Genomic DNA, 26,662 nt, shown 5'->3' on the forward strand with positions numbered 1-26,662 from the left:
CTAATCTTTTGTTTTAGCTCAAAGAACGGCAGGCTAACCCGTACCCTACGCTACTTTCGCCCCATGAATCAGACTCTCGCCGGAAAAGTAGCCCTCATCACGGGGGCCTCGAAGGGCATTGGCCGCGCCATTGCCACGTTGTTTGCCCAGCAGGGCGCGCAGGTAGCGTTCACGTATTTGTCGTCGGTGGAGAAGGGCCAGGCGCTGGAAGCCGAGCTGGCCGCCCACGGCACCAAGGTGAAGGGCTACCGCTCCGACGCCGCCGACTTCGCCCAGGCCGAAAAGCTGGTCGATGATGTGGTGGCCGAGTTCGGCAAGCTCGATATCGTGGTCAACAACGCCGGTATCACCCAGGACGGCCTGCTCATGCGTATGAGCGAGGCACAGTGGGATAACGTACTCAACGTTAATCTAAAATCGGTATTCAACCTTACCAAGGCCGCCACCAAGCCCATGATGCGCGCCAAGGCCGGCAGCATCATCAACATGACCTCAGTGGTGGGCATTAAGGGCAATGCCGGGCAGGCCAACTACGCCGCCAGCAAGGCCGGCATTATCGGCTTCACCAAGTCGGTGGCCCTGGAACTGGGCTCGCGCAACATCCGCTGCAACGCCATCGCCCCCGGCTTCATCGAAACCGAAATGACCGACGCGCTCGACCAAAAGCAGGTGGAGGAGTGGCGCAAGGCCATCCCGCTCAAGCGCGGCGGCTCGCCCGAGGATGTGGCCAAAGCCACGGCGTTTCTGGCCTCAGATGACTCGGCGTATATCACCGGGCAGGTGCTGCAAGTGGATGGCGGGATGCTGACGTAGAAATGATTACGCTCGAGGAACACACCGCGCACGATGCGGAATCTGAGAAGCGGATTCTCAGCGACGTAAAGGAGCACGGGTTTCATATCGCATTGTACAAGAGCGATGGTTACTCTCCCAGTTTTGCGCACACAATTGGGTTGCATAAAACTTATGACTACCCAGAACTTATCTGCTTTGGGTTTAGCCTTGAGTTGTTGCATTCAGTACTTTGGGAAGGCAAAAGATTACTAGACAAGCAATCCAAGCCAGACCCAAACGTTGGTTACCCCGATTTTTTGGAAGGTTTTGATGTCCGGTTTATTACCGTTGACGAAGACCGTTACCCCGATTACTTCGGCTACGCCGGTTGGTTCTATAAAAGCTGGGACTTTCCCGCTTTGCAGATTGTGTGGCCAGATAAGCAGGCACTTTACCCTTGGGATGAAGGATTTAATATTGCTTGGAAAACTGTTCAACCACTTCTGGACCGGGACAGCAATTTCAAGTTTCGGGAAGAGCGAAACGTAGCGGTTTTTACTACCCGGCAGGTTTTAGAGGGTTCACCCATTTTGCGTGTCATTCACGAAGCCGATGGTGATTGGCAGTTTTTGTGTGATACCAGCTACGACATTGCCGACCTAAAGGTGATAAGATTGGATGAGATAACAGAACGTGACCCGACAGTGAACGAATTATTTCAACTTAATTACGGCTGGCAAGCTCGGCGAATAGTCGCAGCCTCTGAGTGGCAAAAAGAGGAGCACGAATCAGCAGAAGAGGACGAGGAAGAAGAAACCGACAACTAATATGTTGCTGCCAAATAAGCTGCTGTCTTTTTCGCTCGTGATAGCTAGCGCTGCTAGCCTCCTCGCCTACCCCCGCCTAACCAATAAACTCCACCGCTAGCAAGCGACTCGCCAAGCTACGGCCACCATAACACCGCTGGCCCCTACCCTCCACGAGGGCGACCTCATCTTCCACACCTCGCAATCGGCGCAGAGCCGGACCATTCAGCTGGCTACGCACTCGCCTTACAGCCACTGCGGGCTGCTGTATAAAAGCGGTGGCGAGTGGCAGGTGTTTGAGGCGGTGCAGCCGGTGAAGCTGACGCCGCTGAGTAGCTGGGTGGCGCGGGGGCAGGGCCAGCATTTCGTGGTGAAGCGGCTGCGCGATGCGGCCACGGCCCTCACGCCGGCCGCGCTGGCGCGGCTGCGGGCGGCCGGCCAGCCTATGCTGGGGCGCGATTATGATTTGGCCTTTAACTGGTCGGACCAGCAGATTTACTGCTCTGAGCTGATTTGGAAGGTGTATGACCGGGGGCTGCACCGGCAGCTGGGGCAGTTGCAGCAGCTACGCGATTTCGACCTGACGAACCCCGCCGTGCAGGCCAAGCTGCACGAGCGCTACGGCGACCAGCTGCCGTTGGACGAGCCGGTTATCTCGCCGGCCAGCGTGTTCAACAGCGCGGAGCTGGTAACGGTGGTTAGCCGGTAGAGCCGCTGCGAACTGGGTAGTTGGGCGCGTTTAGTCCTTGCGGAGGAGGGCGGCCAGCCCGGCGGCTTCGGCTTCCAGCGCCGCGAGGCGCAGGCGCAGCAGGTGGTAGCGGGCGGCGGTTTCGCCGTCGAGGTCGGCGGCGGCTTGCTCCTGCCGGCGCAGCAGCCAGGCGCGGGCGCGCTCGTCTTCGGCCGTGGTTAGCAGAGGGGGTAGGGCCAGCTGCCAGCGGCGGGCGCTGGTGAGGGTGGTGGTGAGGGCGGCTAGCTCGCGGCGCAGTTGGTGGGCCTGGTGCTGGCACTGGTCCAGGCGGGCGGCCAGCGGGGCGGCAGTGGGCGGGGCCAGGTGGGCGGCGGGGTCTTCGGGGGCGGGGGGCGCGGCGGGGTCGGGCAGGACTTGCAGCAGGGGCAGCAGGCGCGCAATCACGGCCGCGCTGAGGCTGCGGTGGCCGGCTTCGAGGCGACTGAGCTGCGCCGGAGTCACGCGCAGAAAGGAGGCCAGCGTGTCTTGCGGGAGCCCGAAATGGCGGCGCAGCACGGCCAGCGGCGAGGAAGAGTAAGCAGCATGGCGGGGCATGAAGTAAAAGGCTTTGGTAAGAATAAAAATCGTTTACAATAATACTTACCAGCGCTGGCAAGTATTATTGTAAACGATTTTTATTCTTACCAAATTGCTGTTTCAAAAAGTCAGGTGGGGCGGGCTGCCAGCTTTTTTCGCCGGCAGCCCGCTCGTCGGGCGCGCCGCTTATTCTGACGACGAGCGGACAGCCGGCTAAAAAGCCGGCAGCCCGCCCCGTGCCTGAAATCCTCGCCCCTACTCCACCCGCGCGCGGTACACTATGAAATGCGGCACCTTGAAGCGGCTGTACCACTCGGCCACGGGCACGCGGCTTTGGGCGAGGTTGCAATAATAGGAGAAGCCGTCTTTTTCGTAGGGTAGAGTATACACGGCTAGCACGGCGGCGGGGCCGATGGGGAGCTTGAACTCCGTGGCGGGGCTATTGGGAGCGGTTCCGGTTTGGTCGGGCGAGCGGCGCAGCGGGTGGATATCGAAGCGCAAGCTGTACTTATCGGCTTGGCCGGGCACGGCAGTGAAAGTGCGGGGCATAGCCGCGCGGGGCAGAATAAACGTGTTTTCTACCTTGTTCTTTGATGCCTGACGGGCATAAATGGTAATGGCCAGGCGGCCCGCGGAATCGAGTTGAGTGAGGCTGACGTCTGAGTCGAGGAGCTTTTCGGGGCCGGGCACGCCGTACCGATATTCTTGCAGGGTGAGATGCAGGTGGCGACCGGCCAGGCGGCGGTCGCGCAACTCCAGGCGGTGCTTTTCGACGTGCAGCACGCGGCCCATTAGCTCGGTAAGGTCGGCGCTCTCGGCACCATAGAGCAGGCGCACGGTGGTGCTGTCGGGGGGTAGGGCGCGGGTGGCGGGGTTAGGTTTAGCCACAGGTAAAATCGGCGCGTGGAACAGGGCCAATAGCCCGAACGGGAGGGTGGCAAGCAGCAGCTTCATCGAGAAGAAGGGGGGTAGGGTGAATGACGGGTACAAAGCACGCCGCGCCATTTTCCCGAATGCGTTAACGCCCGTTAAGCAGTGTTAATGAGTGTTAAAATTGGCCGAAGCCCGCTGCCCTACCCCTACCTTGGCGGCATGAAAAGGCGCATCTGGCTGGCCACGGGACTACTGCTGCTGGCGGCGCTGGGCGTGCTGGCTTTCCAGGGCTACTGGACGTATCAGACCTATCGGCAAGCGAGCTGGCGGCTGCGGCAAGACAGCCAGGCGGCGCTGGTGGTAGCCACCCAACAAGCCGTGGCGACCCAAAACGAGCGCTTGCTAATCCAGTACGCGCGGTGGCTGCAAGACACGACCCACGTGCGCCTGAGCTGCCGCGTGAACCAGCGCGACGGCCGCACCCAGTTTAAATTAGCCGGGGTACCCGCCCGCAAAGGGGACCAAACTGAGTTGAGCTTTGAGGATTTCAAGCCGCGGGTGGCTCACCTCACGCCGGCCGCCAGGGCCTACTTTATCAAGCGTTTCGTGGGCGGTACCGTGCGCGATGAGCTGACGCGGGGCTACATCTTTTTTCATACCCAATGGCTGGGGCAGCAGCTTAGCGCAGCGATGGCGCACAGCCACACTACCCCCGCCGAGTTTCGCCAAGTGCTGGCGGTGGAGTTGCGGCGGCGCGGATTATTAGCCCTGCCTTTCCGCCTGTATTTACGCGACGTGGCCGACCCCGATTCACTGCGCTCAGCCCCGGCTGCCTACTCCCTGGCCCTGGAGCCCGTGGGCTTTGGCGTGCGCAATCACCTGGGGCAAGTGGCGCAGGTGTGGCTGCCGGCCGCGCCCGGCGTGGTGCGGGGCCAGCTGCAAGGCGTGCTGCTGGCCTCGGGCGCGCTGCTGGCGCTGGTGCTGAGCTGCACGGCCTACGCGGTGGGCACCATGCAGCGCCAGAAAAAGCTGGCCGCCCTCAAGGCAGATTTCACCCAAAACATGACGCACGAGCTGAAAACGCCGGTGGCCTCTATTCAGCTGGCGGCCGACTCGCTGCGGCATTTCGCGCTGGATGCGGCCACGAGCGCCGAATACGCGGCGCTCATCGGCGAGCAGGCGACGCGGCTGGGTGGGCTCATCGACCGCATTTTGCAGAGCGTGGCCTTAGAGCGGGCCGCCCTACCTCTGCGCCGCCAGCCGGTGGCCTGGGCCGAGCTGGTGGCCGAGCTGGCGGCCCGGCAGCAGCTGCAATTTGCCCAGGCCGGGCGGCAATTATGCTGGCAACAATTGCTGCCCGCTACCGTGCTCGGCGATGCCGCGCACCTCACCAACACCCTGGCCACGCTCCTCGACAACGCGCTGAAATACGGCGGGCAGCGGGTGGATTTGCGCAGCGAATTGCTACCCACCGCCGTGGCGCTGCACCTCACTGACGACGGCCCCGGCATCGCGGCCGAATACCAGGCGCGGGTATTCGAGCAGTTTTTTCGGGTGCCGACCGGCGATTTGCACGCCGTGAAGGGCTACGGCCTGGGCCTGCACTACGCCCGGCAGGTGGCGCAGGCGCACGGCGGCACGCTCACGCTGTGCAGCCAGCCGGGGCGCGGCACCACGTTTACCCTGTCCCTACCCCTGGCCCCGTAGCCGATGCTCCATATTCTGATTCTGGAAGATGAGCCGGCCCTGGCTCGCCTGCTCACCGACGCACTCACGCGCTCGGGCTACGCCGTGGCGACCTACGCCGATGGCCGCGAGGGCCTGCGCGCCGCCCAAGCCGCGCCGCCCGATTTGCTGTTGGCCGATGTGATGCTGCCTGGCCTCGATGGCTTCGCGGTGGTGCGCGAGTTGCGTCGCACGCTGCCCGACCTACCGGTGCTGTTTCTCACGGCGCGCGGCGCGCCCGCCGACGTGGTGCGGGGCTTCGAGGCCGGCGGCAACGATTACCTCAAAAAGCCCTTCAGCCTCGATGAATTGCTGCTGCGCGTGCGCGAATTGCTGCGCCGCCAGGCCCCTACCCCCCCGCCGCCGGCCGAAGCCATCGGGCTGGGCCAGTTCGAGTTTCGGCCGCTACGGCAGGAGCTGTGGCTGGCCGGGCAGTGCGTGGCCCAGCTTTCAGCCCGCGAAAATGACCTGCTTTTGCTACTAGCCCAGCACCGCAACGGCGTGCTCGACCGCCGCGCCTGCCTGCGCCAGCTTTGGGGCAATGACGATTTTTTCGCCGCCCGCTCGATGGATGTGTATGTGTCGCGCTTGCGCAAGCGCTTGGCGCAGGACCCGAGCCTGGAAATTTTGAATATTCGCGGCGTAGGGTTTAAACTGATTACGTAGGGTGCGGGGCTTGCTCCCGCCCAGCATTGAGCGAATTTGGTATCAATCGTTCAACGCCGGGCGGGGGCAAGCCCCGCACCCTACAATTACAAATCGTTCGCGCGGTTTTCTTTCGGAACGTACTGCGGCGGCCCGGCCGTTAGGCACGCAGCTACTGCGGCTGGCGCGCATCTTTGCGGGCGCGTGCCAATTGGCGGGTTTTTTCGTTTCTTGCTCCGCGCTGGTTGATAGGCGCGCTTCTGCTCTTGCTATCTACTGCTTATTCTCCCTGGTTTATTTTGCTCTGCCTGGCCGTGGGCGCGGGCTACGCGGTGCTGCTCTACTCGGGGCGGGCACCGTGGAGCCGGGCCATCAACTACGCGCTGGCAGGGCTGCGCTTCGTAGTAGTGAGCTTTTTGTGCTTCCTGCTACTCTCGCCGTTTATTAAAACGACTACTACCCGCACCGAGGCACCTACAGTGGTGCTGGCCGTGGATAATTCGCAGTCTATTAGCTTATTTACACCGCAGCCGGCACTGAGTCAACTTACCACCGGCTTACCCCGACTAGCGGCTACGCTGCGCGAAAAAGGCTTTCGGGTTGAAACGCGCACGCTCACCCAGCCCGGCGCTAACCCCGATTCGCTGCGCTTCACCGCCAGCCGCACCGACCTCAACCAGCTGCTAACCGATAGCCGCGAGGCCAACGCCGACCACAACCTGGCCGGCGTGGTGCTCGTGAGCGACGGCCTCGTAAACCAGGGCCAGGAGCCGCAGTTTTCGGAGTTCAACTTCCCCATTTTCAGCGTGGCCCTGGGTGATACCGTTGCCAAGAAAGACCTGCGCCTCACCGACCTGGTGTATAACCGGGTGGCTTTCAGCGGCAATAAATTTCCTTTGGAAGCCGAAATTGGCTACGAGGGCTACGCGGGCGGCGCGGCCACGGTGGAGGTACGCGAAGGCGGCCGGGTGCTGGAGTCGCGCCGGGTGGCCCTACCCCCCGGCCGGCGGCGGGTCCGCACTACGTTTCAGCTCACCGCGCCCGTCCCCGGCAAGCGCCGCTACGAGGTGCACGTGGTGCCCCAGGCCGGCGAGTTCACGGATTTGAACAACGTTCGCACGGCCTTTATGGAGATTGTGAAGGGCAAGCTGCGGGTGCTGCTGGCCGGCGCCGCGCCGCACCCCGACCTGAAGGCACTGCGGGCCGCCATTCTGGCCAACAATAACTTTGATTTGACGCTGGCCGTGGCCGGCGTGGGCGCGCCCCTACCCCCCGCCGTGAGCTTCGACGTGGCCGTGCTGCACCAGCTGCCGGCCCGCGGTGGCCTGGGCCAGGAGCTGCTGGCGCGGGTGCGCGCCGCCAAGGTGCCGGTGCTGTTCGTGCTGGGGTCGCAGTCAGATTATACCGCTTATAATCAACTGAATGCCGGCCTTAGCGTGCAGCCGCGCGGGGCGCAGACCGACGAGGTGACGCCGCTGTCCAACCCCGGCTTTGCGCGCCTGCCCGTGGACGAGGAAAGCCGCCGCCGCTTTGGGCAGTATCCGCCGGTGCCGGTACCCTTCGGCGACTTGCGGCTGGGTGCGGGGGCCGAAGCGGCGCTGTGGCAGCAGGTGGGCCGCCTCCCCACCCAAAAGCCGCTGCTGGTGTTTGGCAGCGCCACGGCTACCCCCCGCGCCGCCACCCTGCTGGCCGAAAACACCTGGCAATGGCGTTTGCAAGAAGCCGTGGCCCACGACGACCACCCCGAAGCCTACGACCGCCTTATCAGCCGCACGCTCCAACTACTAACCCAAAACGCCCACAAGAAGCGCCTCGACGTGTACCCGACCCAGGATGTCTTTGGCACGCAGGATGACGTGACGCTGGGCGCCGAAACGTATAACGCGGTATTCGAGCGCATCTACGACCAGAAAATCACCCTCACGCTCACCGATTCGGCCCGCAAGGCGCGCACCATCACTTTTGCTAATGCGGCCGATGGCTCGCCGCTGCACCTGGGGCCGTTGCCGGCTGGCCTCTACCGCTACCAGGCGCTGGCCACGCTCAGCGGCCAGGCCCAGCAGGCCAGCGGCGAATTACTCGTGCAAAACCAACCGCTCGAAGCCCAGGAATCTCAGGCCGACCACCGGCTGCTGGCCCAGCTCAGCCGCCGCAGCGGCGGCCGGCTCTACTACCCCGCGCAATTAGACAAGCTGGCGCAGGATATTGAAAAGGCGAATTTTAAGCCGACGCTAAGCAGTGAGGAAGACCTGAAGGATTTGATAAACCTGAAGTGGCTGTTTTTTGCCCTGCTGGCGCTGCTGGCGGCGGAGTGGGCCACGCGCAAGTATCAGGGCGGCGTGTAGCTTTACTGCTATGCGGACTTATTATTTCTTGCTTTTTAAGGTTTGGCGAGCAATGCAATGGAGCAGGCAGTGGATAAGGTTTCGGCGGCGGGAAAGCCTGACAGAGGCCACCGCTAGCACCATGGTGTTGGTGTGGTCAAATTGGGTATTTGTAGGCGTGCTACTCCTGTTAAAAACGCCTTATTTCAGCAACTCCGTGACATCAGCCTCTACTGAATTATGCCTGGTTATCATTGGCTTAACTGGATTCGCATTTGTTTATTGGGTAAATAAACGTTTGCTAAAATCGGTTGGCTATCAGGCATATAGGGACGCTTTTTCTACTTATAGCTGGACAAAAAATACATTGGCAAATTCTTTGGCTTTCATCTTATTAATCAGCTTATACAGTAGTCCATGGATAGCCGCCAAATGGCTATTGAAGTAGCTGCTATTACCCTAACTATGCGCTACCTCCTCTTCAACAAGCCCTACGAAGTCCTCACGCAGTTCACCGACGAGCACGGGCGGGCCACGCTCAAGGACTTCGTGGCGGTGCCGGGCGTGTACCCGGTGGGCCGGCTCGACTTCGACAGCGAGGGCCTGCTGCTGCTCACCGATGACAAGCAGCTGCAACACCGCCTCAGCGACCCGCGCTATAAAGTGAGCAAAACCTACTGGGCGCAGGTGGAGGGCCTACCCCCCGCGGCGGCTTTGGAGCAATTGCGGGAGGGCGTGCAAATCAAGGAAGGCTTCACGCTGCCCGCTGAGGCGGCTGCCCTACCCCCCGACGCCACGGCAGCGCTGTGGGCGCGGAATCCGCCCATCCGCTACCGGGCCAGCATCCCGACGAGCTGGCTGGAAATCCGCATTTCGCAGGGCATGAACCGGCAGGTACGCAAGATGTGCGCCGCCGTGGGCCTGCCCTGCCTGCGGCTGGTGCGCCAGGCTTTGGGCGGCCTGTCAATCAGCGGCTTAGCGCCCGGTGAGTGGCGCGACCTCACGGCCGAAGAGGTGGCTGCGCTGCGCGGTCTGGCCGGGGCCGACGTGCGCCACCCGCGCCCGGCGCGGCCCGCCTCCTTGCCCTCCGCTTACCGGCCCGGCCCGCGTCGGCAGCGCCCCTGATGCCACGTCGGTTTCTTTGGGCGCTGAGTCTGGGTTTCCTCTTGCTTAACGTGGTGGTAGCCCTGCACGCCTGGCGCTTCACGCACTTTACCACCGACGCCGGGCCGCGCACCCGCAACCCGGAGCAACTGCCGACCAGTCAGAAAATTAAGGTGGTGCTCACGGGCCTGGCCAACCCTAAGCCCGTCAACCTCGCGCCGCCCGCTTTTCCTTACGAAAATGTGACGCTGCACGGCCCCAACGGCCGACTAGCCGCCTGGTACGGCCCGCTGCCAGCAGCGCGCGGCCTCGTCATTCTGTGCCACGGCTACACCAGCGACCGCTCGCGACTGCGGCCCGAGGCGGGGTATTTCCGGCGGCTCGGCTACGCGGTGCTGCTGCTCGATTTCAGCGGCAACGGGGCGTCAGCGGGTTACCAGACCACCGTCGGCTACCGCGAGGCTGATGACGTGGTGGTGGCTTTTCGCTGGGCGCAGGCGCGGCAGCCGGGCGCGCCGGTGGTGCTCTACGGCGTGAGCATGGGCGCAGTGGCCATTCTGCGGGCCGAAGCCAAGCTGGGCCTGCGCCCCGCCGCCAACATCCTCGAATGCCCCTACGGCAGTATGCTCCAAACGGCCCGTAACCGCTTCGTATCCATGCGCCTACCCCCCTTTCCGCTGGCCAACCTGCTGGTATTCTGGGGTAGCGTAGAGAATGGCTACTGGGCTTTCGGCCTGAATGCGGGCGAGTACGCCAGGGGCGTACCTACTCCCACTCTACTGCTCTGGGGCACCGCCGACCCCCGCGTGACCCGCGCTGAAACGGATACCATTTTTGCCCACCTAGCGGGGCCGAAGCAGCGGATAGATTTTGTGGGTTCGGGCCACGAGCCGTACTGGCACAAGCACCCACGCCAGTGGCAGGGGGTAGTAGGGCGGTTTCTGGAGAGACATTAAGTCGCGACGAGCGCCTGACTTTCGAATACCTTCGCAGGCACTATTTACCCCACCTCAGGCCGCAAATAGTTCGGCGGCGAGCAGGTGGGATAGCTAAGCTACATCGGGTGGCTGGCGGTGGTCTCTGGAATAATTACCAAGTAGTCGTAACCAAGCATGATACGCTCCAAGGCAGGCTTAGCCAGTTGCAACTTGCCCGCCGTGAGGGCATTGCGCAGGGGACGCAGGTCGAAGATGGCCCAAGCTGGTCCGCTTACCTGGTCGGTAAAGGCTTTGATGGGGGCTTCATCGTCGTAGTCGGCCTCTGTATAGGGAATGCTTAATTTTTCGATGTTTTCTGGGTTGAGCGTTGCCAGCTTGTGGCCCTGTTTGCCCAGCACCAATACATGCAGCGACTTTTTATCTTGCACATCGGCTAGATTCTGCATCAGGTTGCCTATATCGTAGTACTCGCCGAAGCGAATGGGGCTAAGCCCCCGTGCCAGGTGAACGCCGCCCATCTTCACCAGTGTGGGCGGAATATTCAACCCAGTAGCCGTCTGATAGCGTTGCAAGGCTTGCAGTAGGTTACGCTTCATCAGGTTGAGGCGGCGCTGGTGATTGCCGCCCTTGCCAATATAGATTTGGTAGCTAGCTGCGTAATCCTGAGCCATTTGCCGCGCGGTCGGGCTCTCGGCTTGGGTTAAGGCAATCAGGCTGTCGACACTACCGGGCGTTTGCTTGAGCAGGGCGTAATAAGGGTTTCGCTGTTGCTTATTCAACTGGTCCTGAATCTGGTAGCGAGCGGCCTGCTGGGTGAGATAAGCCCTCACCGCCTGGTGCTTCACCTCGCCAGCCAGTTGAGTGTAGAACGAGGCAGCCGTCGCGGCAAACACCTGGTCTATGCCAATAATGCGTGTATGTTGCGCTCGCAGACTACGAATCAACTCAAACTCCTCGGCCATAGTAGCAAAGCACAGCGCTCCCGGATACTGACGCACGTAAGCGGTCGGCTCGCCTGGCTGGGCAGTTAGCTCGGTCAGTTTGCGGGCTACATAGGGGTCTACCTCCCCTACGTACACGGTCGGCTTAAACTCCTGCGCCACCGCCGCCGTGAAGAGCGGAATCTGGGCCAAGCCGTGGTATTCGCCCACTAATACAAAGTGACTTTTGCGCACGTCGGTCAGCAATCGCTCCCAACCGAGACCGCTAAATTGTGTGCCGCTTGGCGCAAAAGCATACTGGTTGCGCCGAATGAGACGCGTAAGGGTGCTATCCTGGGCGGCGGCAGGCTGGATGACTAATGCAGCCAAGCCCAACGTAGCCAAGCGAAGCAATAAGCTTAAAAAGCGGAACATACCTGCAAAAGAAAGGTGCCGCAAGGTAATGCGGCACCTTCAAATCCTCTGATTAGCCTTAATGCACCAGCACTGCCGCCGGCGGCATAGCGCGGTCATCAGTATAATGCGTGTGCTCGGCGCGGTAAGCGCGTTCAAAAATCAGGGGGAAGATGAAGAGCGTCAGCACCGTGCCCGTGAGCAGGCCGCCGATGACAACGATGGCCAGCGGCTTGCTGGTTTCGGAGCCGATGCCGGTGCTGAGGGCGGCCGGCATAAGGCCGATGATGGCCATGAGGGCCGTCATCACCACCGGGCGCACGCGGGACGCTACCCCCTCAGACAAGCTGCGGTCGAGGCTCATTTTGGCCAGCATGTTCTGCTTGAACACGCTGATGAGAATAACCCCGTTTTGAATGCAAATACCGAATAAGGCGATAAAGCCAATACCGGCCGAGATGGAGAAGTTAGTGCCGGTAATCAGCAGCATGGCGATGCCACCGATGAGGGCGAACGGGACGTTGAGCAGCACTAGGCCGGCATCCTTCAAATTACCGAATAAGATGAAGAGAATGAAGAAGATGAGCGTCAGCGAGATGGGCACTACCTGAGCCAGGCGCTGCGAGGCGCGGCGCTGGTTCTCGAAGTCGCCGGTCCACTTCATAGAGTAGCCTTTGGGCAGCTGCACCACTTTATCTACCTTTTCCTGGGCTTCGGCGATGGCCGAGCCGAGGTCCCTACCCCGCACCGAGAACTTGACGGCCGAGAAGCGGGTGTTGTCGTCGCGGTAAATCAGGCTAGGACCGGTGACCTGCTTGATGTCGGCTATCTCGGTCAGGGGCACGGTTTTACCGCTTTGCGTGGGCACCATGAGGGCCGCAATTTCAGTTGGGCTCTGGCGAAACTGCGACTCGTAGCGCACCCGGATGGGGAATTTGCGCTCGCCTTCGTACATCTGGCTGGCCTGCTTGCCGCCCACCGCCATTTCGAGCACCGCGTTGGCATCGCTTTTACTCACGCCGTAGCTGGCCATGCGGCGCTCGTCGAGGTCGGCGTGCAGCTCGGGCTGGCCAATGTTGCGCAGCAAACCCAGGTCGTCAATGCCATCCACGTGTTGCAGCACCTCGTACACTTGGCGCGCCTTGCCCTCCATGAGCTTGAGGTCGGTACCGTAAATCTTGACCGCGATGCTACCCTTCACGCCCGAGGCGGCCTCCTCCACGTTGTCGGTGATGGGCTGCGAAAAGTTGAAGTCTACCCCCGGAAAGCGGTTCAACTGCTCCTTCATCCGCCCGATGAGGTCCTCGCGGTACGCCTTGGATTTCATCTTCTTCTGCACCGCGTCGGTGTGCTTAATCTGCACCAGGAACTCGTTATTATAGAAGCCCGTGGGGTCGGTGCCGTCGTTGGGGCGGCCGGTCTGGCTCACCACGTCGCTCACCTCGGGGAAGCTGATAAATACCCGCCGCATCTCGTTGCAGAGCTTATTGGAGGCATCGAGCGAGATGCTCAGCGGCAGCTGCGCCCGCACGTAAATCGAGCCTTCGTTCAGCTCAGGCAGAAATTCGGTGCCCAAAAACTGGTACATCCCGATGCCCGCCACCACCAGCACGGCGGCCGCCATGAGGCTGGCCGTTTTGCGGGCGTAGGTGAAATCAAACACCTTTTTCGCGCCCTTATTGATGGCCCGCAACAGGATATTATCCTTCTCCCGCACGTTTTTGCGCAGCAGAATGGACGCCAAAACCGGCACCAGCGTGAGCGTGAAAATCAGCGCGCCCAGCAGGGCAAAGCCCAGCGTCCAGGCCAGCGGGCTGAACACCTTACCCTCCACTTTCTCGAAGGAGAAAATCGGCAGCAACGCCGTGATAATGATGGCCTTGGCGAAGAAGATAGACTTGCCCATATCGCGGCCGGTCTTCTTGATAATGCCCAGCTTGGCGAGCTTGTTGAAGCGCTCCATGCCCACCTCGTGCGCCTTGTGGTCCAGGGCCACGAAGAGCCCTTCCACCATCACCACGGCCCCGTCGATGATAATGCCGAAGTCAATGGCTCCCATGCTGAGCAGGTTAGCGCTCATGCCGCGCAGCCGCAGGCAGATAAAGGCAAACAGCAAGGCCAGCGGAATGATGATGCTGACAATGACCGTCGTGCGCCAGTCGGCCATGAACAAAAACACGATGACCGTGACGAAAATCATGCCCTCGGTGAGGTTGTGAATCACGGTTTCGGTCGAGAAGTCAATCAGCTGCTGGCGGTCGTAGAAGGTGCTGATTTTCACGTCGGGCGGCAGAATCTTGTCGTTCAGCAGCTCCACCTTGGCTTGCAGCCGCTGGATGACTTCCGACGGGTTTTCACCCTTGCGCATCACCACGATGCCTTCCACCATGTCGTCGTTCAGGCCGCGGCCCACCTTGCCCAGGCGGGGTAGGGCCGACTCGGCCACCTGCGCCACGTCCTTAACCAGGATGGGCGCGCCATTGACGGTCTTAACGACGGTATTATTAATATCCGAAATATTGTTGAGTAGGCCAATACCGCGCACCACGAAGTTCTGCTGGCCCTCGTTTATCACGTCGCCGCCCACGTTGATGTTGGAGCGCTGCACGGCCGTGTAGAGGTCGAGCGGCGTGAGGCCGAAGCTCTGCAACTTGCTGGGGTCCACCGCAATCTCGTAGGCTTTCACCTCGCCGCCGAAGCTGTTTACGTCGGCTACCCCCGCCACGGCCTTGAGGTTGCGCTCAATTACCCAGTCCTGGATGGTTTTCAGCTCGCGGGTACTTTTGGTTTTGCTGGCCAGCGTGTAGCGATATATTTCGCCGGTGGGGCCGTAGGGCGGCTGCACCTCGGGGTCGGCCCCCTCGGGCAGGTCGGCCCCGGCCAGCAGGTTATTGACCTGCACGCGGGCGAAGGCATCGTCCACGCCGTCGTCAAAAATCACCTTCACCACCGACAAGCCAAAGAGTGTGGTCGAGCGCACGCTGGTTTTCTTCTGCACCGGGTTGAGCGCGATTTCAATGGGCGCGGTCACGAATTTCTCAATCTCCTCGGCCGAGCGGCCGGGCCACTGCGTGATGATGGTAATCTCGGTGTTCGTCACGTCCGGAAACGCCTCGATGGGCGTATTCCGGTAGCTCACTATCCCGGCGATAATCGCCGCCAGCGTGAGCAGGAAGATAAACCCCCGGTTCTTGAGCGAAAAGGCAATAATGCCCTGAATAAATTTATTCACTTCTCTATTGCTGAGTTAGTTGTAATCGTTCGTCATTGCGAGCGCAACGCAGTGGAGCGCGGCAATCTTTCCTTATCGTTCGCTTCATCAGATTAGTAATCCTAACATGAAGGAAGGATTGCCGCGCTTCGCTCGCAATGACAGATGGATTTAGAATCAGTCATTCAGCTCGTCGTACAGCAGCAGCTGATTCTTGGTCACGATAACGTCGCCGGCCTTGAGGCTGCCGGTCACGTAGCTCACTTCGTTACCCACAGTTTTGGTGACGCGCACGGGGCGGGTTTCCACGTCGGTGCGGTTCTTAAAAACGAGCACGAAATGCTGGTCCTTGTCGAAAATGACCGAGCTGGCGGGCACGGCTAGCTCCTTTTGCTTCTCGGTGTTGAGGATGCGCACCTGGGCGTACATCTCAGGCTTGAGCAGGTAGCCGGGATTGAGCAGGCGGATGCGGACTTTGAGCGCCTTGCTGTCGGGGTCGAGCACGTTGAATACCTTGTCTACCACGCCCTTAAAATGCTTGTCGGGGTAGGAAAGCGTAGTGATGTCGGCCTGGTAGCCCACCTGCACGTTAGCGATGTCGGCCTCAAACACGTTGGCCAGCACCCACACCTGGTCGAGGTCGGCGATGGTGAAAAAGCTATCGGCGCTGGCCGTGGTGTACTGCATATTCTCGGTCACGTTCTTTTCCGTAATAAAGCCCGAGATAGGAGCCTTAATGGTGTAGTGCCCATCCTGTGACACGCCGTAGATGCCGAGTTGCTTGTTGGTTTTGCCCAGGTTGCTCTGGGCTTTGCGCAGCTCCTCGCGGGCCAGCACTACATCGCGCTCGGCGGCCAGGCCGGCCTTAAACTGGTCATCGGCCACGCTCAGGTTTTTGCGGGCGATGGCCAGGTCGGTACCAGCGTTGCTGTTCTGGTTCTGCACGTCGGCGATTTCGCCCGAGCGCACTACGGCCAGCACCTGGCCTTTAGTTACGTGGTCGCCCAGCTCCACTTTCAGGTCTTCCACGATGCCGCCCACCAAGGGCACCACTTTGGCAGTTTTGTCGCCGTTGGTCACCACCTGCCCCGAAAAAGACTGCTCGCTGCGCACTGGCTCCAGGCGCACGGTATCGAAGGCCAACTCCTTGAGGGTCTGGTCAGAAAGGGAGAATTTCTTGGCAGTTTTGGCTTCCTCCGCGTTCGCGGTTTCCGCCGGCTTGGAGCAGGCTCCCAGGCTCAAACCCAGGCTTATTAGCAACAAATAATTTTTCATTAGGAATATTTTATTATTTTCTTTTAAGTGACAGGGATTGCGCTAAAATCCGGTTGTCCTTGCGAGCGCAACATTCTGCGCATCAAGCAGAGATGGAGCGCTCGCAAGGACAACCGATGCGTGCAAGTCCTATTCCGCCCGAAAGAACGTGCGGCCGGTAGCCAGGTTGAGGCTCTCAAAGGCGCGCATCCGATTGGCGCGCAAGGTGTTGAGCTGAATGACATTGTTCTTATAAGCCTCGTAGAAATCGAGGTATTCCACGATGCTAATCAGGCGCTTGGTGTAGCTCTGCTCGATGTTGTCAATGAGGCGGGCGAAGGGGGTCGTGTCGCGGCTGGTGTGTTGGTAGAGGTCATCCTGGCGCAGCGCCACCTGGTAGGCTTCGTGCACGTCGCGGCGCACCACTAGCTGCTGCTCGGCGGCCTGCGCCTGCGCCTGGCCTATCTGCGCTTTAGCCGCCTGAATATTGCCCTGGTTACGATTAAACAGCGGCACGGCCAGACCCACCGTGAGCGAGTTGTAGTTGTTGATGTAGGAGCCAAAGCGGTCGTAAGAATAGCCCAGGGCCAAGTCGGGGGTGGCCACGGCGTGCTGGAGGCGCAGGTTCAGCTGCTGGCGCTGCACCTCGGCGCGGCGGGCCAGCAGGTCGGCGCGGCGCACCACGGCCGTATCAGTAAGCTGCTGCTCCGGGTAGGCGGCCAGCGAGAGGTCACGCACGCGGCGGTTATCCACTACCGGCAGGAAAGCCGAGCGGGTCGAGTCGCGCAGCAGAATGTGCAGGTCGGCTTGGGCGCTGGCCTGCTCGGTTACCAGCCCCAGCCGCTCACTTTCGAGGGTGAATAAGAAGGCTTTCAGGCGAATAACTTCTTTGAGGGCGATGTTGCCCTTTTCGTACTGGCTCTGGTAAAGGTCCACGGTGTGATGCAGCGACGGAATCTCGTTGTCATACACGCGCAGCGTCTGCTGCCGGAAATACACGTCGTAGAACGTGGTGCGCAGCTGAAAGCGCAGGTTGCGCACCAGGTCTTCGAGGTTATAGGTTTCGACCACAGCGGCCTGTTGGGCAGCCTTGCCGGCCGCCCGCCGCCGCCCGGCCAGCGAAAACAGCTGTTGCACCTGAAAGCCGTACTGGTTGGGAGCCGCCTCGCTGCTACCGTCCAGCTGCCGCTGGTGCACGGTCTGCAAGATGGCGTTCTGGTCGAGCTGAATGGTTGGATTATCAATCAGGCGGGCCTGTACGGCCAGGGCCTGCGCCGCCGAAATATTGTAGCGCTGGGCCAGCAGCTGCAAGTTGTTCTGCACGAAGCGCTGCTCGGCGTCGGGCAGCGTCAGGCGCACCGTGTCTACGGGCAGGGGGGTAGGGCCCGTGGGCAGGGTTTGCGCGGGGGCTGCCAAGGCCAGGCTCAGGCTGGCAGCCAGCAGCGCTGCGCCACGGAGCAGCGGGAAGCTCCGGCATTGCCAGGCAACTTGCATCAAGCATGGCAGCGGGCGACCAGTAGCCATGCCTGATATTCTTCGTAAAATCACTTTTTTATCTTAAAAACTTGTCAGGCATTTAGACAAAGCTAATAACAAGGAAGCATACTTCATTCAGCTAATGCACATGTTCATTATATCCTCATTAATACTGAATTAGAAGAGGATTAAAAATAACTTAGAACAGCATTAGAAACTAATTTAAATGAGCCAAAAAAACCCCCGGCCAATGCGGCCGGGGGTAAGCTTAGAATACTCAGGATTAAGAACTTACTTATGACGCTCGCGCTCCTGCCGGCTGCTGTATACCCACTCGTATACGGCGGGCAGAATAAGGAGCGACAATAGTGTAGCTGTGATGAGGCCGCCGATGACGACAATGGCCAGCGGCTTCTGCGTTTCGGAGCCAATGCCGTGGCTGAGGGCGGCTGGTAAAAGTCCAAGTGAAGCCATAAGGGCCGTCATTACCACTGGGCGGAGCCGCGAGCGCGCCCCGTCCTTGATGGCGACTACCAGCGGCATGCCTTCGCGCAGGTTTTGGCGAAATTTATTAACCAGAATTACCCCGTCCTGCGTCGCTACCCCAAACAGGGCGATAAACCCTACCCCCGCCGAAATCGAGAAGTTGACCCCAGTCAGCAGCAGTGCCGCAATGCCGCCAATAAGGGCAAACGGCACGTTGAGCAGCACCAGCACCGAATCCAGGGCATTACCGAAGGAAATGAACAAGATGAAGAAAATAGCTAAAATACTGATGGGCACCACGATGGAGAGCTGGCGTTGCGCCCGCTCCTGGTTCTCAAACTCGCCGTTCCACTGGGTAGCGTAGCCTTTGGGCATGGCTACCTGCTTCTTCACCAACTGCTGCGCTTCGGCAATAGTGGAGCCCAGGTCCCTACCCCGCACCGAAAACTTGATAGCGATGAAGCGCGAATTATTCTCCCTATAGATAAAAGCCGGGCCCGATACGTTGCCGATAGTAGCGATTTCCTGCAGCTTTATTTTGCCGCCGCTCAGGTTAGGCACGGTCAGGTTGCCAATCTGGTCGGGGGTAGAGCGGTAGGGCTGGTCGTAGCGCAGGCGCAAGTCGAACTTGCGCTCACCCTCAAATACCTGGCTCACGGCCTTGCCCCCGATGGCCATCTCGATGACGGCGTTGGCATCGGCGGCATCTACGCCAAACTGGGCCATTTTGTCGGGGTCCAGGGTGATGCGCAGCTCGGGCTGGCCCAGGTTACGGAATACGCCCAAATCCTCGATGCCGCGCACTTTTTTGAGCAGGGCATACACTTCATCCGCCTTTTTATCCAGAAAGTACAAGTCGTCACCGGTGATTTTGACAGCCATCGAGCCCTTCACACCCGACACGGCCTCCTCCACGTTGTCGGAAATCGGCTGCGAGAAGTTGAAGTCCACGCCCCGGTAATGGGCCAGCTTGCGCTGCATTTCGGCAATCAACTCATCCTTGGTCACCTTGCGCTTCCACTGGTCGGCGGGGTAGAGGTCCACGAAAAACTCCTGGTTGAAGAAGCCCGTGGCATCTGTGCCATCATTGGGGCGGCCGGTTTGCGAAATCACACCCCGCACCTCCGGGAACTGCTCAAAATCCTGCCGGAACTGCTTAGTGAAATGATACGAATCTTCCAGACTGATGCTCAGCGGCATGGAGGCTCGCACGTAGATGCTGCCCTCGTTGAGGTGGGGTAGAAACTCGGTGCCCACGAAGTGGAAGGCCCCTACCCCCAGCAGCAGCGCTATCAGCGCGCCGCCCATTGCCCGGCGCGGGTGGCCCATCACTTTGTCGAGCAACGGCGAGTAGTTGCGGTTTAGGAACTCGATGACCGGGTTATGGCGCTCGCGCACGTTCTTGTTCAGCAAGATGGACGAGAGCACTGGCACCAGCGTGAGGGCCAGCAGCAGCGCCCCCAGTAGCGCGAAACCCAGCGTGTAGGCCAGCGGAGAAAACAGTTTACCCTCGACTTTCTGAAACGAGAAAATCGGAATCAAGGCCGTGACAATGATGAGCTTAGAGGTAAAGATGGACTTGCCCATCTCGGTGCCAGTGGCCAGAATCTTGCTCAGCTTGGCGCGCTTGTTGAACTTCTCCATGCCCTCGTGCTCGGCCCAGTGGGCCAGCATCACGAACAAGCCCTCGACCATCACCACCGCGCCATCGATGATGATGCCGAAGTCAATGGCCCCGATACTCAATAGGTTGGCCGTCATGCCTTTCCAGCGCATCAGAATGAAGGCGAAGAGCAGCGCCAACGGAATGACCATCGCCACCGTCACGGTGGTGCGCCAATCGGCCAAAAATACTAGTAACACAATGGTTACCAGCGTAATGCCCATTACCACATTCTCCCCTACCGTGTGCAGGGTGTGCTCGTTCAGCTCGGTGCGGTCGTAGAAGACCTTGATGCGCACATCGCCGGGTAGCACGGTAGTATTCAGGTAGTTGACCCTGGCTTCGAGCAGGGGTAGCACTGCGCCAGGGTTTTCGCCCTTGCGCATGAGCACGATGCCCTCCACTACGTCGTCGTGGTCGTCGCGGCCCACAATGCCGAGCTGCGGCAGGTTGGAGGTGTGCACGTTGGCGATGTTGCGCACCAACACCGGCACACCGTTCACGTTTTTGATGATAATCTTCTCGATATCAGCCACGTTCTTCACGATGCCGATGCCGCGCACCACGAATGCCTGCTGGCCCTCACTCAGGATATCGCCGCCCACGTTCACGTTGGCGCGTTGCAGGGCCTGGTACACATCGAGCGCCGTGAGGCCATACTTGGCCAGCAGCGGGGGCGTCACGGCCACCTCATAGGTCTTCACCTTACCCCCAAAGCTCACCACGTCGCCTACCCCCGGCACGGCCTTCAGGTTCTTCTCAATTACCCAGTCCTCCAGGGTTTTAAGGTCGGTCGCGGTTTTGGTCTTGGACGTGAGCGTGAAGCGGTAAATCTCGCCGGTGGGGCCGGTGGGCGGCTGCACCTCGGGGTCCACGCCATCGGGCAGGTTTACGTTGGCCAGCTTTTGAGCGGCCTCCATGCGGGCATTGAAGTTGTCAGTGCCGTCCTCAAACACGATTTTGATGAACGAGAGCCCGAACAGGTTGATGCTGCGAATCACCGTTTTGCGGCTGATGGAGTTCATCTCCGTCTCAATCGGAATAGAGATGAAACGCTCCACTTCTTCGGCCGAGCGGCCAGACCACTGCGTGATGATAACCACCTCCGTGTTGGTCACGTCGGGGTAGGCTTCCACGGGCGTATAGTAGAAGCTCACTGCGCCCGCCACCACCACCAAGGCGGTGATAAAGAACACGATGTAGGGATGTCTCAGCGAAAAGCCGATGAGACCTTTGATGAATTTATTCACGGGAAACTAGTTAATAATCAGCGTTTATAAGCCATTTGTCCTTGCGAGCATGTTGCGCATCAAGCAAGGACCGGAAGCCAGCTAATCAGTTAAATCATTGAACAGCAGCAAGCTACCTTCCGTCACTACCTGGTCGCCATCGTGCAGGTCGCCGGTCACGTAAGTATATTGCGAGGTAGTGCGGACCACTTTCACCGGCACCAAGCGGTACTTACCGGGGCTTTCCTGCTTCACTACAAAGTACTTATCCTTGCTGAAAATCACCGACTTTGGGTTCAGCGCTAGGCCTTCACCGGAGTCTTCGAGGTGCAGGGCCACGGTACAGAACATGTCGGGCTTGAGCAGCCCGTCGGGGTTAGGCAGCTCCACGCGGGCTTGCAGCACGCGGGTATCGGCATCCACCACGTTCGAGATGTTGGTGATGGTGCCCGTAAACTGCTTGTCGGGGTAGGCTAAGGCGGTGATAGTCACCGGCTCACCTACTTTCACCTCCTCCACGTCGGTTTCATACACGTTTAGCAGAATCCAGACCCGGCTCAGGTCAGAAATCGTGAAGAGCGGAGTCGCGTTATCGGGCCGCAGCTGCGTATTGGGGTTGATATTGCGGGCCACCACGTAGCCGCTCACCGGGGCTTTCACCTGGTAGACGGGCTGCGCCGTGCTGCCGCCGCTGGCCCCGTAGAGTTTAAGAATCTGCTGCGTGCGGTTCAGAGCCGACTGCGCCTTAATCAGACCCTGGCGAGCCGCGATGAGGTCCGACTCCGAGGCGAAATTAGTTTTGTAGAGCTGCTCGGTGTTATCGGCGGTGCGCTTGGCCACGGCGAAATCGCTCTGGGCAGCGTTGTAGTCGTTGAGGTAGCCGCTCACATCGGCGCTCTGCACGGTGGCCAGGGCTTGGCCCTGCGTCACGTGCGACCCAAGGGTAGCGCTCACGTTAAGCACCGTGCCCGATACCACCGGAAACACTTGGTCCACGCGGCGCTGGTCGTAGCTCACCTTACCCGTAAAGCGCAGGTCCTGCGCCAGATTTCGGGTCTGCACGGTATCGGTGCGGTAAGTAGATTCGGTGTCTTTGGTATTAAGAGGCAGCTCGTTTTTCTTATCGCCGCAGGCGGTTAGGCTCAGGACCGGGGCAGCCAGCAGGCCCGCGATGAGCAGGCGGAAGGTCGTTTTGGAGATGTTCATAAAGGATTGAATTAAAAATTATGAATTAAAAATTAAAAATTGTCAGTCAGAAAACCTGCTCGTGAGACCTTTACAATTTTTAATTCATAATTTTTAATTTTTAATTAAAACACTTTAGCGTTAGTGGCAAAATTGACTTGCTGCTCAGCTTGCAACAGGCGGCTGCTGATATCAATCAGCCCGAGCTGCGCCTCCTTGTAGGCCCGGAACTTATCGATGAAGCTCACCAGGTCGATGAGGCGGCGGTTGTAGTCGGCCACGGCATCGCGGCTCACGCTGGCGGTGCGGGCCAGGTAGTCGGGCGTGATGCTCTGGCGCAGCATGATGGCGCGCTGCAGCTGCTCATACGCGCTGGCTACGTCTTGCTCTACCTGCAAATGCACCCCATTCAGGGCGAAGCCCGACTGCTGAATGCCGATTTTGGCTGCCTGCACGTTGCCCTGGTTACGGTTGAAAACCGGCAGGTCGATGGCCGATTGCAGACCGAAGTAGTGCACGTAGGTATTGCCCTGACTGGCGTAGTCGGCCCCTACTAGCAGTTTGGGTACGGCCAGCGAGCGCTGCACGGCCAGGTTTTGCTGGGTATAGGCAGTTTGCTCGGTAGCGGCGCGTAAGTCGGGGCGCAGGGCGTAGGCCTGGGTTTGGAGGTCGGCCAGAGCCGGTACCACGGCCGGCGCGGGGGGTAGGAACTCGCTGCCTTCGGGGGAGATGAATACTGTGCCGGGGGCGGCCAGCAACACGCGCAGCGTAGCCTGGTCCTGGGTCAGCTGGTTAAGCTGGTCGCTGCGGTCGCGCTCCAGGCTCTGCTGCTCCAGCTCCAGGCGCGTCACCTCATACGAGGCCACGGTGCCCAGGCGCAGGCGCTCGCGGTAGCTGGCCAGCAGGCGGCCCAGCTGGGTGCGCTCCTGGTCGGTAAAATCCAGCCGGCGGCGCTCGGCCACCACGTTGTAAAACGACTGCACCAGCTGGAAGCGCGCCTGCCGCAGCAGGTCCTCAAAGGCTGCCTGCTGCACCGCTACGCCCGTGCGCGAGAGCTGCACCAGCTTGCTGCGCCGCCCCGAAATATCAAGCAGCTGCTGCAGCTGAGCCACAAACGTGCCGCCCGTGGGGTTCTGCGGGTCGGTCTGCTTTTTCAGCGGGAAGAACGTGCTCGTGTTCGGGTTGTAGGCGTTGATTTCCATCTGCAGGTTGGGGTTGTCGCGCAACAACGCCTGCCGGATGGCCGAATTAGCCACATCAATGTTAAAATGCTGAGCCAGCAGCTGGAAGTTGGCCTGCATGAAGCGCGCCTGGGCCTGGTCGAGCGTAACGTGCAGCGTATCGGAGGGGGTAGGCGATAGCGCCACGCCCTGGGCCAAGCCCATCGCAATCGGGTACTGGCCGAACTTACCCGCCGCGGCGGGGGTAGCCGGCACCGCGGCGCCGGCAGTCGCCGTGCCGGGGGCCACCAGCGCGCCGGGCGTGCCTACCCCCCCCGCGCCAGCTGGAGTGCCCGCGCCGGCCGGACTGCTTAGCGCCCCGCCGGGACTAGTGAGCGGCGCGCCCGGCTGCCCAAACGTGGGCGTAGCGGTGGGCTGGCCAGGCAGCTGCGCCGGGGTAATGGCTCCCTTGGGGCCGGGCACCTGGCCGGTGGTAGTGGCAGGGGCAGTAGCCGGGGCTGGCATAGCGGGTAGCGGCGCGCCGGTGGCGGGGCGGGCGGCGTTGGGCATCGGCATCTGGGCCCAGCCAGCCAGGGTTGTCAGGCTCAGGCCCCCGGCCAAGGCCAGGGTGCGGAAAACATATTTTTTAAGAAGCATAACGGGCAAACCTGCCGGCTGGCGGCCGCGCCGCAGCACGCGGCGGGGCAACTAGCAAAAGCAGGGGTCAAAAAGATGCTACAAAGCTCCCCCACGCACATTAGGGCCCTATTAGAGGTGAATTAGAGATGGGTTAGAAAGATGAATATTTTCAAAAAAAATAGCGATGACCCGCTTCTCCAACAATTTTTACTTAGCTGGCAGCCATTTTTAATTCACTATTCATATTAGTCAACAGGTAATTATTGCAACTCAAAAATTATATGCTTTTTTGGAATGAATTTAAGAATTAAAAAAGAAAGCTGTTTAGGATTTCAAAAAAAATCAAAAGGAGCATCATGCTCATCTGGCGTCCACGCAGGGAAGCACGATGCTCTGACGAAACCCTACCTAAGCTCTTCTTTCCTACAAACTCCAAAACTGCTTTAGGCACTCCTACCAATCAGCATATTCCCGTGCAACCAACTTACCGTGCCGGGGCTCTTCGTTGTATTTCCCACCTTGCTCGCCGCTTATGTTCCTACTTCTACGCACCTGCCGGGCCGCTGCCAACTACGGGCACTGCTGGCTACTAATTAGGCTAGCGGGCTTCCTGCTGCTGGCCCACTGCGCCCAGGCCCAGCGGGAGTACTACAACTGGTACTTCGGGGAGCGCGCCGGCCTCACCTTTCTAACCGGCCCCCAGGCGCTGACCAACGGCACCCTCTCGCTTGGAAATAATGCCCCGGCCTGCCTGTCTGATAAAGTGGGGAACTACCAGTTTACTACTAATGGGGTGCAGGTGTGGGACCGCACCGGCCAAGTGATGGCTGGGGGTAGCAGCATCGGTCCCATTAACAGCGTGACCGGCGCCACCGTGCTGGCCGTGCCTCAGCCGGGGCGGGCGGGGCGCTACTACATCTTCACCAATCTCAATTGGGTGCACCAGGATTTCAAGCCTGGCTTTACCTACGCGGTAGTCGATATGGCGCAGCGCGGCGGGCTGGGCGCGGTACTGAGCACCGACAGCACCGTGGCGCTGCCCACTCGCCCCAGCAGCAATGCCGAGTTTTTGCTGACCAACCTCGTGGCCGTGCGCCATGCCAACGGCCGCGACCTCTGGATTGTGGGGCAAAATATAGGGCGGCAGACCGTGAGCCTGCTGCTCACTGCGCACGGGCTGCAACAGCAGCCCGTGTTTAGTCCGGGCGTGCGGGCTTCCGTGGTCAACGATGGCATTTCCATAGCTTTATTGAAGGCCACCGCCGATGGCAAAACGCTAGCGATGAGTACGCATGAGTATACGCAAGCCACCTTTAACGCCACCTCCACCACGTCCATTTTCTACCACGAAATCACCAGCTTTCAACCCGAGTCGGGCCGGGCTACCGACTCCTACGTGATTCCGGACATCTACCCGCGGGGGCGCATTCGGATTGTTAATAATCAGTATTCGTACCTAAATGGCGTAGGGGGGGTAGAGTTTTCGCCTGACGGCTCGCGGCTATACGTTGATACGCTGGGCAGCCGCGAGGTGTGGCAGTACGACCTGCTGGCAGGCTCGTCGGCGGCGGTGGCCGCGTCGCGGACGGTAGTGGCGCGCCTACAAGGCACCAAAATAAGCCACGGGTCCAACTTGCAGTTGGCCCCCGACGGCCGTATTTACGTAGCCGACGGCCGCAACTATCTGGGCCGCTTTGAGTTGCCCAACGCGGTGGGCACCGGCAGCACCTACCGCGAGGCGGCGGTAGCCTTGAGCGGCAATAGCGGGGACGCTCTACCCTTTGCCACCAACGACCTCAATCTGGTGCCCGTCAGCATCACCGATGCCGGCGGGGTGAGCAACGCGGCCAGTTGCGCGGGTGGCCCCATGCAGTTTAGCTCTTCGCTCAGCCCATTCGTGACGGCTACGGCCTACGCGTGGGATTTTGGCGACCCCACTTCGGCCGGGGCCAATACCGCGGCCGGGCAGGCCCCGGCGCACCTCTACCGCCAGCCGGGGCGCTACACCGTGGCGCTGCGCGTAACGGCCAGTAGTGGCCGCGTTTTCACTACCAGCCAGATAGTAGAGGTGCAGCCCGCGCCGGTAGTAGCGCTGCTGGTGCCCGACTCTACCCTCTGCTACGGCGGCCATAAGCTACTCACGCTCAGCCTCCAGCCGGTGGGCACTACCTATCGGTGGTCAGATGGTAGCACGGGGCCGGCGCTGCTAGCCAGCCAGCCCGGCCCCTACCAGGTAGAGATAACCAATGCGCAAGGATGCAGCGCGCGGGCCAGCATCACCCTGCGGCGGATAGACTGCGCCCTGGTGCCCCCCAACATTATTACGCCCAATGGCGACGGCCTGAACGAAACTTTCGTGCTGCCAGACCAAGACCCTAGCCACTGGGACGTGCAGATTTTCAACCGCTGGGGCCGGTTGGTTTACCAACAACCCACCTACCACAACGAGTGGAACGCTGCCGACCAGCCAGCGGGCCTGTACTACTACCGGCTAATCAATAGCACGACCAGCCAGCGCCTCACCGGCTGGGTAGAGGTGGCCCGCTAGCTAAACAAGTAGCTGACTGTCTTT

General features: G+C 60.3%; 18 protein-coding genes. 9 read left to right on the forward strand and 9 right to left on the reverse strand.

Annotated features, from left to right (window positions below; translation table 11 throughout):
• The first annotated feature begins 63 nt into the window (after positions 1-63).
• The 3 genes from fabG to LC531_RS08845 all read left to right on the forward strand — a co-directional run bounded on the left by fabG (position 64) and on the right by LC531_RS08845 (position 2,289).
• Positions 64-813 carry a 3-oxoacyl-[acyl-carrier-protein] reductase gene (gene fabG, locus LC531_RS08835; RefSeq protein WP_223649937.1) on the forward strand — a complete coding sequence of 250 codons (750 nt, stop codon included), beginning with the start codon at positions 64-66 and terminating at the stop codon, positions 811-813.
• A 2-nt stretch (positions 814-815) separates the two neighbouring features.
• Positions 816-1,601, forward strand: coding sequence for a DUF4262 domain-containing protein (locus LC531_RS08840; protein ID WP_223649938.1), 786 nt, complete (start codon positions 816-818; stop codon positions 1,599-1,601).
• A gap of 136 nt (positions 1,602-1,737) precedes the next feature.
• Positions 1,738-2,289 carry a YiiX family permuted papain-like enzyme gene (locus LC531_RS08845; protein ID WP_223653911.1) on the forward strand — a complete coding sequence of 184 codons (552 nt, stop codon included), beginning with the start codon at positions 1,738-1,740 and terminating at the stop codon, positions 2,287-2,289.
• A 30-nt stretch (positions 2,290-2,319) separates the two neighbouring features.
• On the opposite strand, the gene LC531_RS08850 is transcribed toward LC531_RS08845, so the two are convergent.
• Together LC531_RS08850 and LC531_RS08855 are read right to left on the reverse strand one after the other, a co-directional pair.
• The gene (locus LC531_RS08850) at positions 2,320-2,862 is read right to left on the reverse strand and encodes a helix-turn-helix domain-containing protein (RefSeq protein ID WP_223649939.1); all 543 of its coding nucleotides are present in this window, start codon (positions 2,860-2,862) and stop codon (positions 2,320-2,322) included.
• 237 nt (positions 2,863-3,099) lie between these two features.
• The gene (locus LC531_RS08855) at positions 3,100-3,798 is read right to left on the reverse strand and encodes a hypothetical protein (RefSeq protein WP_223649940.1); all 699 of its coding nucleotides are present in this window, start codon (positions 3,796-3,798) and stop codon (positions 3,100-3,102) included.
• 138 nt (positions 3,799-3,936) lie between these two features.
• On the opposite strand from LC531_RS08855, the gene LC531_RS08860 reads away from it, so the two are divergent.
• The 5 genes from LC531_RS08860 (at position 3,937) to LC531_RS08880 (ending at position 10,471) form a co-directional block, all read left to right on the forward strand.
• Positions 3,937-5,424: a sensor histidine kinase gene (locus LC531_RS08860; RefSeq protein WP_223649941.1), complete on the forward strand. Its 1,488-nt coding sequence runs from the start codon at positions 3,937-3,939 to the stop codon at positions 5,422-5,424.
• A gap of 3 nt (positions 5,425-5,427) precedes the next feature.
• Positions 5,428-6,108 (forward strand): response regulator transcription factor, encoded by a 681-nt coding sequence (locus tag LC531_RS08865; protein ID WP_223649942.1) that lies wholly within the window; start codon positions 5,428-5,430, stop codon positions 6,106-6,108.
• A gap of 245 nt (positions 6,109-6,353) precedes the next feature.
• Complete coding sequence (locus LC531_RS08870; protein ID WP_223649943.1) at positions 6,354-8,432, forward strand: VWA domain-containing protein; 2,079 nt, start codon at positions 6,354-6,356, stop codon at positions 8,430-8,432.
• Between the two features lie 444 nt (positions 8,433-8,876).
• Positions 8,877-9,536, forward strand: a complete 660-nt coding sequence (locus tag LC531_RS08875; RefSeq protein WP_223649944.1) for a pseudouridine synthase — start codon at positions 8,877-8,879, stop codon at positions 9,534-9,536.
• Positions 9,536-10,471, forward strand: a complete 936-nt coding sequence (locus tag LC531_RS08880; RefSeq protein ID WP_223649945.1) for an alpha/beta hydrolase — start codon at positions 9,536-9,538, stop codon at positions 10,469-10,471. The genes LC531_RS08875 and LC531_RS08880 overlap by 1 nt, the downstream gene beginning before the upstream one ends.
• A 98-nt stretch (positions 10,472-10,569) precedes the next feature.
• Here the strand turns inward: LC531_RS08880 and LC531_RS08885 are convergent, their stop codons facing one another.
• The 7 genes from LC531_RS08885 to LC531_RS08915 all read right to left on the reverse strand — a co-directional run bounded on the left by LC531_RS08885 (position 10,570) and on the right by LC531_RS08915 (position 24,108).
• Positions 10,570-11,808, reverse strand: coding sequence for a hypothetical protein (locus LC531_RS08885; protein ID WP_223649946.1), 1,239 nt, complete (start codon positions 11,806-11,808; stop codon positions 10,570-10,572).
• 58 nt (positions 11,809-11,866) lie between these two features.
• Entirely contained in the window at positions 11,867-15,019 is a 3,153-nt protein-coding gene (locus LC531_RS08890; protein WP_223649947.1) for an efflux RND transporter permease subunit, read from the reverse strand.
• A gap of 156 nt (positions 15,020-15,175) precedes the next feature.
• Positions 15,176-16,273, reverse strand: a complete 1,098-nt coding sequence (locus LC531_RS08895) for an efflux RND transporter periplasmic adaptor subunit (RefSeq protein WP_223649948.1) — start codon at positions 16,271-16,273, stop codon at positions 15,176-15,178.
• Between the two features lie 129 nt (positions 16,274-16,402).
• Entirely contained in the window at positions 16,403-17,746 is a 1,344-nt protein-coding gene (locus LC531_RS08900; protein ID WP_223649949.1) for a TolC family protein, read from the reverse strand.
• Between the two features lie 273 nt (positions 17,747-18,019).
• Positions 18,020-21,127, reverse strand: a complete 3,108-nt coding sequence (locus LC531_RS08905) for an efflux RND transporter permease subunit (RefSeq protein WP_223649950.1) — start codon at positions 21,125-21,127, stop codon at positions 18,020-18,022.
• An 81-nt stretch (positions 21,128-21,208) separates the two neighbouring features.
• Positions 21,209-22,312: an efflux RND transporter periplasmic adaptor subunit gene (locus LC531_RS08910; RefSeq protein WP_223649951.1), complete on the reverse strand. Its 1,104-nt coding sequence runs from the start codon at positions 22,310-22,312 to the stop codon at positions 21,209-21,211.
• A 104-nt stretch (positions 22,313-22,416) separates the two neighbouring features.
• Positions 22,417-24,108: a TolC family protein gene (locus LC531_RS08915; RefSeq protein ID WP_223649952.1), complete on the reverse strand. Its 1,692-nt coding sequence runs from the start codon at positions 24,106-24,108 to the stop codon at positions 22,417-22,419.
• Positions 24,109-24,622: 514 nt separating this feature from the next.
• Here LC531_RS08915 and LC531_RS08920 point away from each other — a divergent pair.
• Positions 24,623-26,638, forward strand: a complete 2,016-nt coding sequence (locus tag LC531_RS08920) for a T9SS type B sorting domain-containing protein (protein WP_223649953.1) — start codon at positions 24,623-24,625, stop codon at positions 26,636-26,638.
• Positions 26,639-26,662 lie beyond the last annotated feature (24 nt).

Origin of the sequence: Hymenobacter psoromatis (genome assembly GCF_020012125.1) — a bacterium.
In the GTDB taxonomy this organism is placed as follows: domain Bacteria; phylum Bacteroidota; class Bacteroidia; order Cytophagales; family Hymenobacteraceae; genus Hymenobacter; species Hymenobacter psoromatis.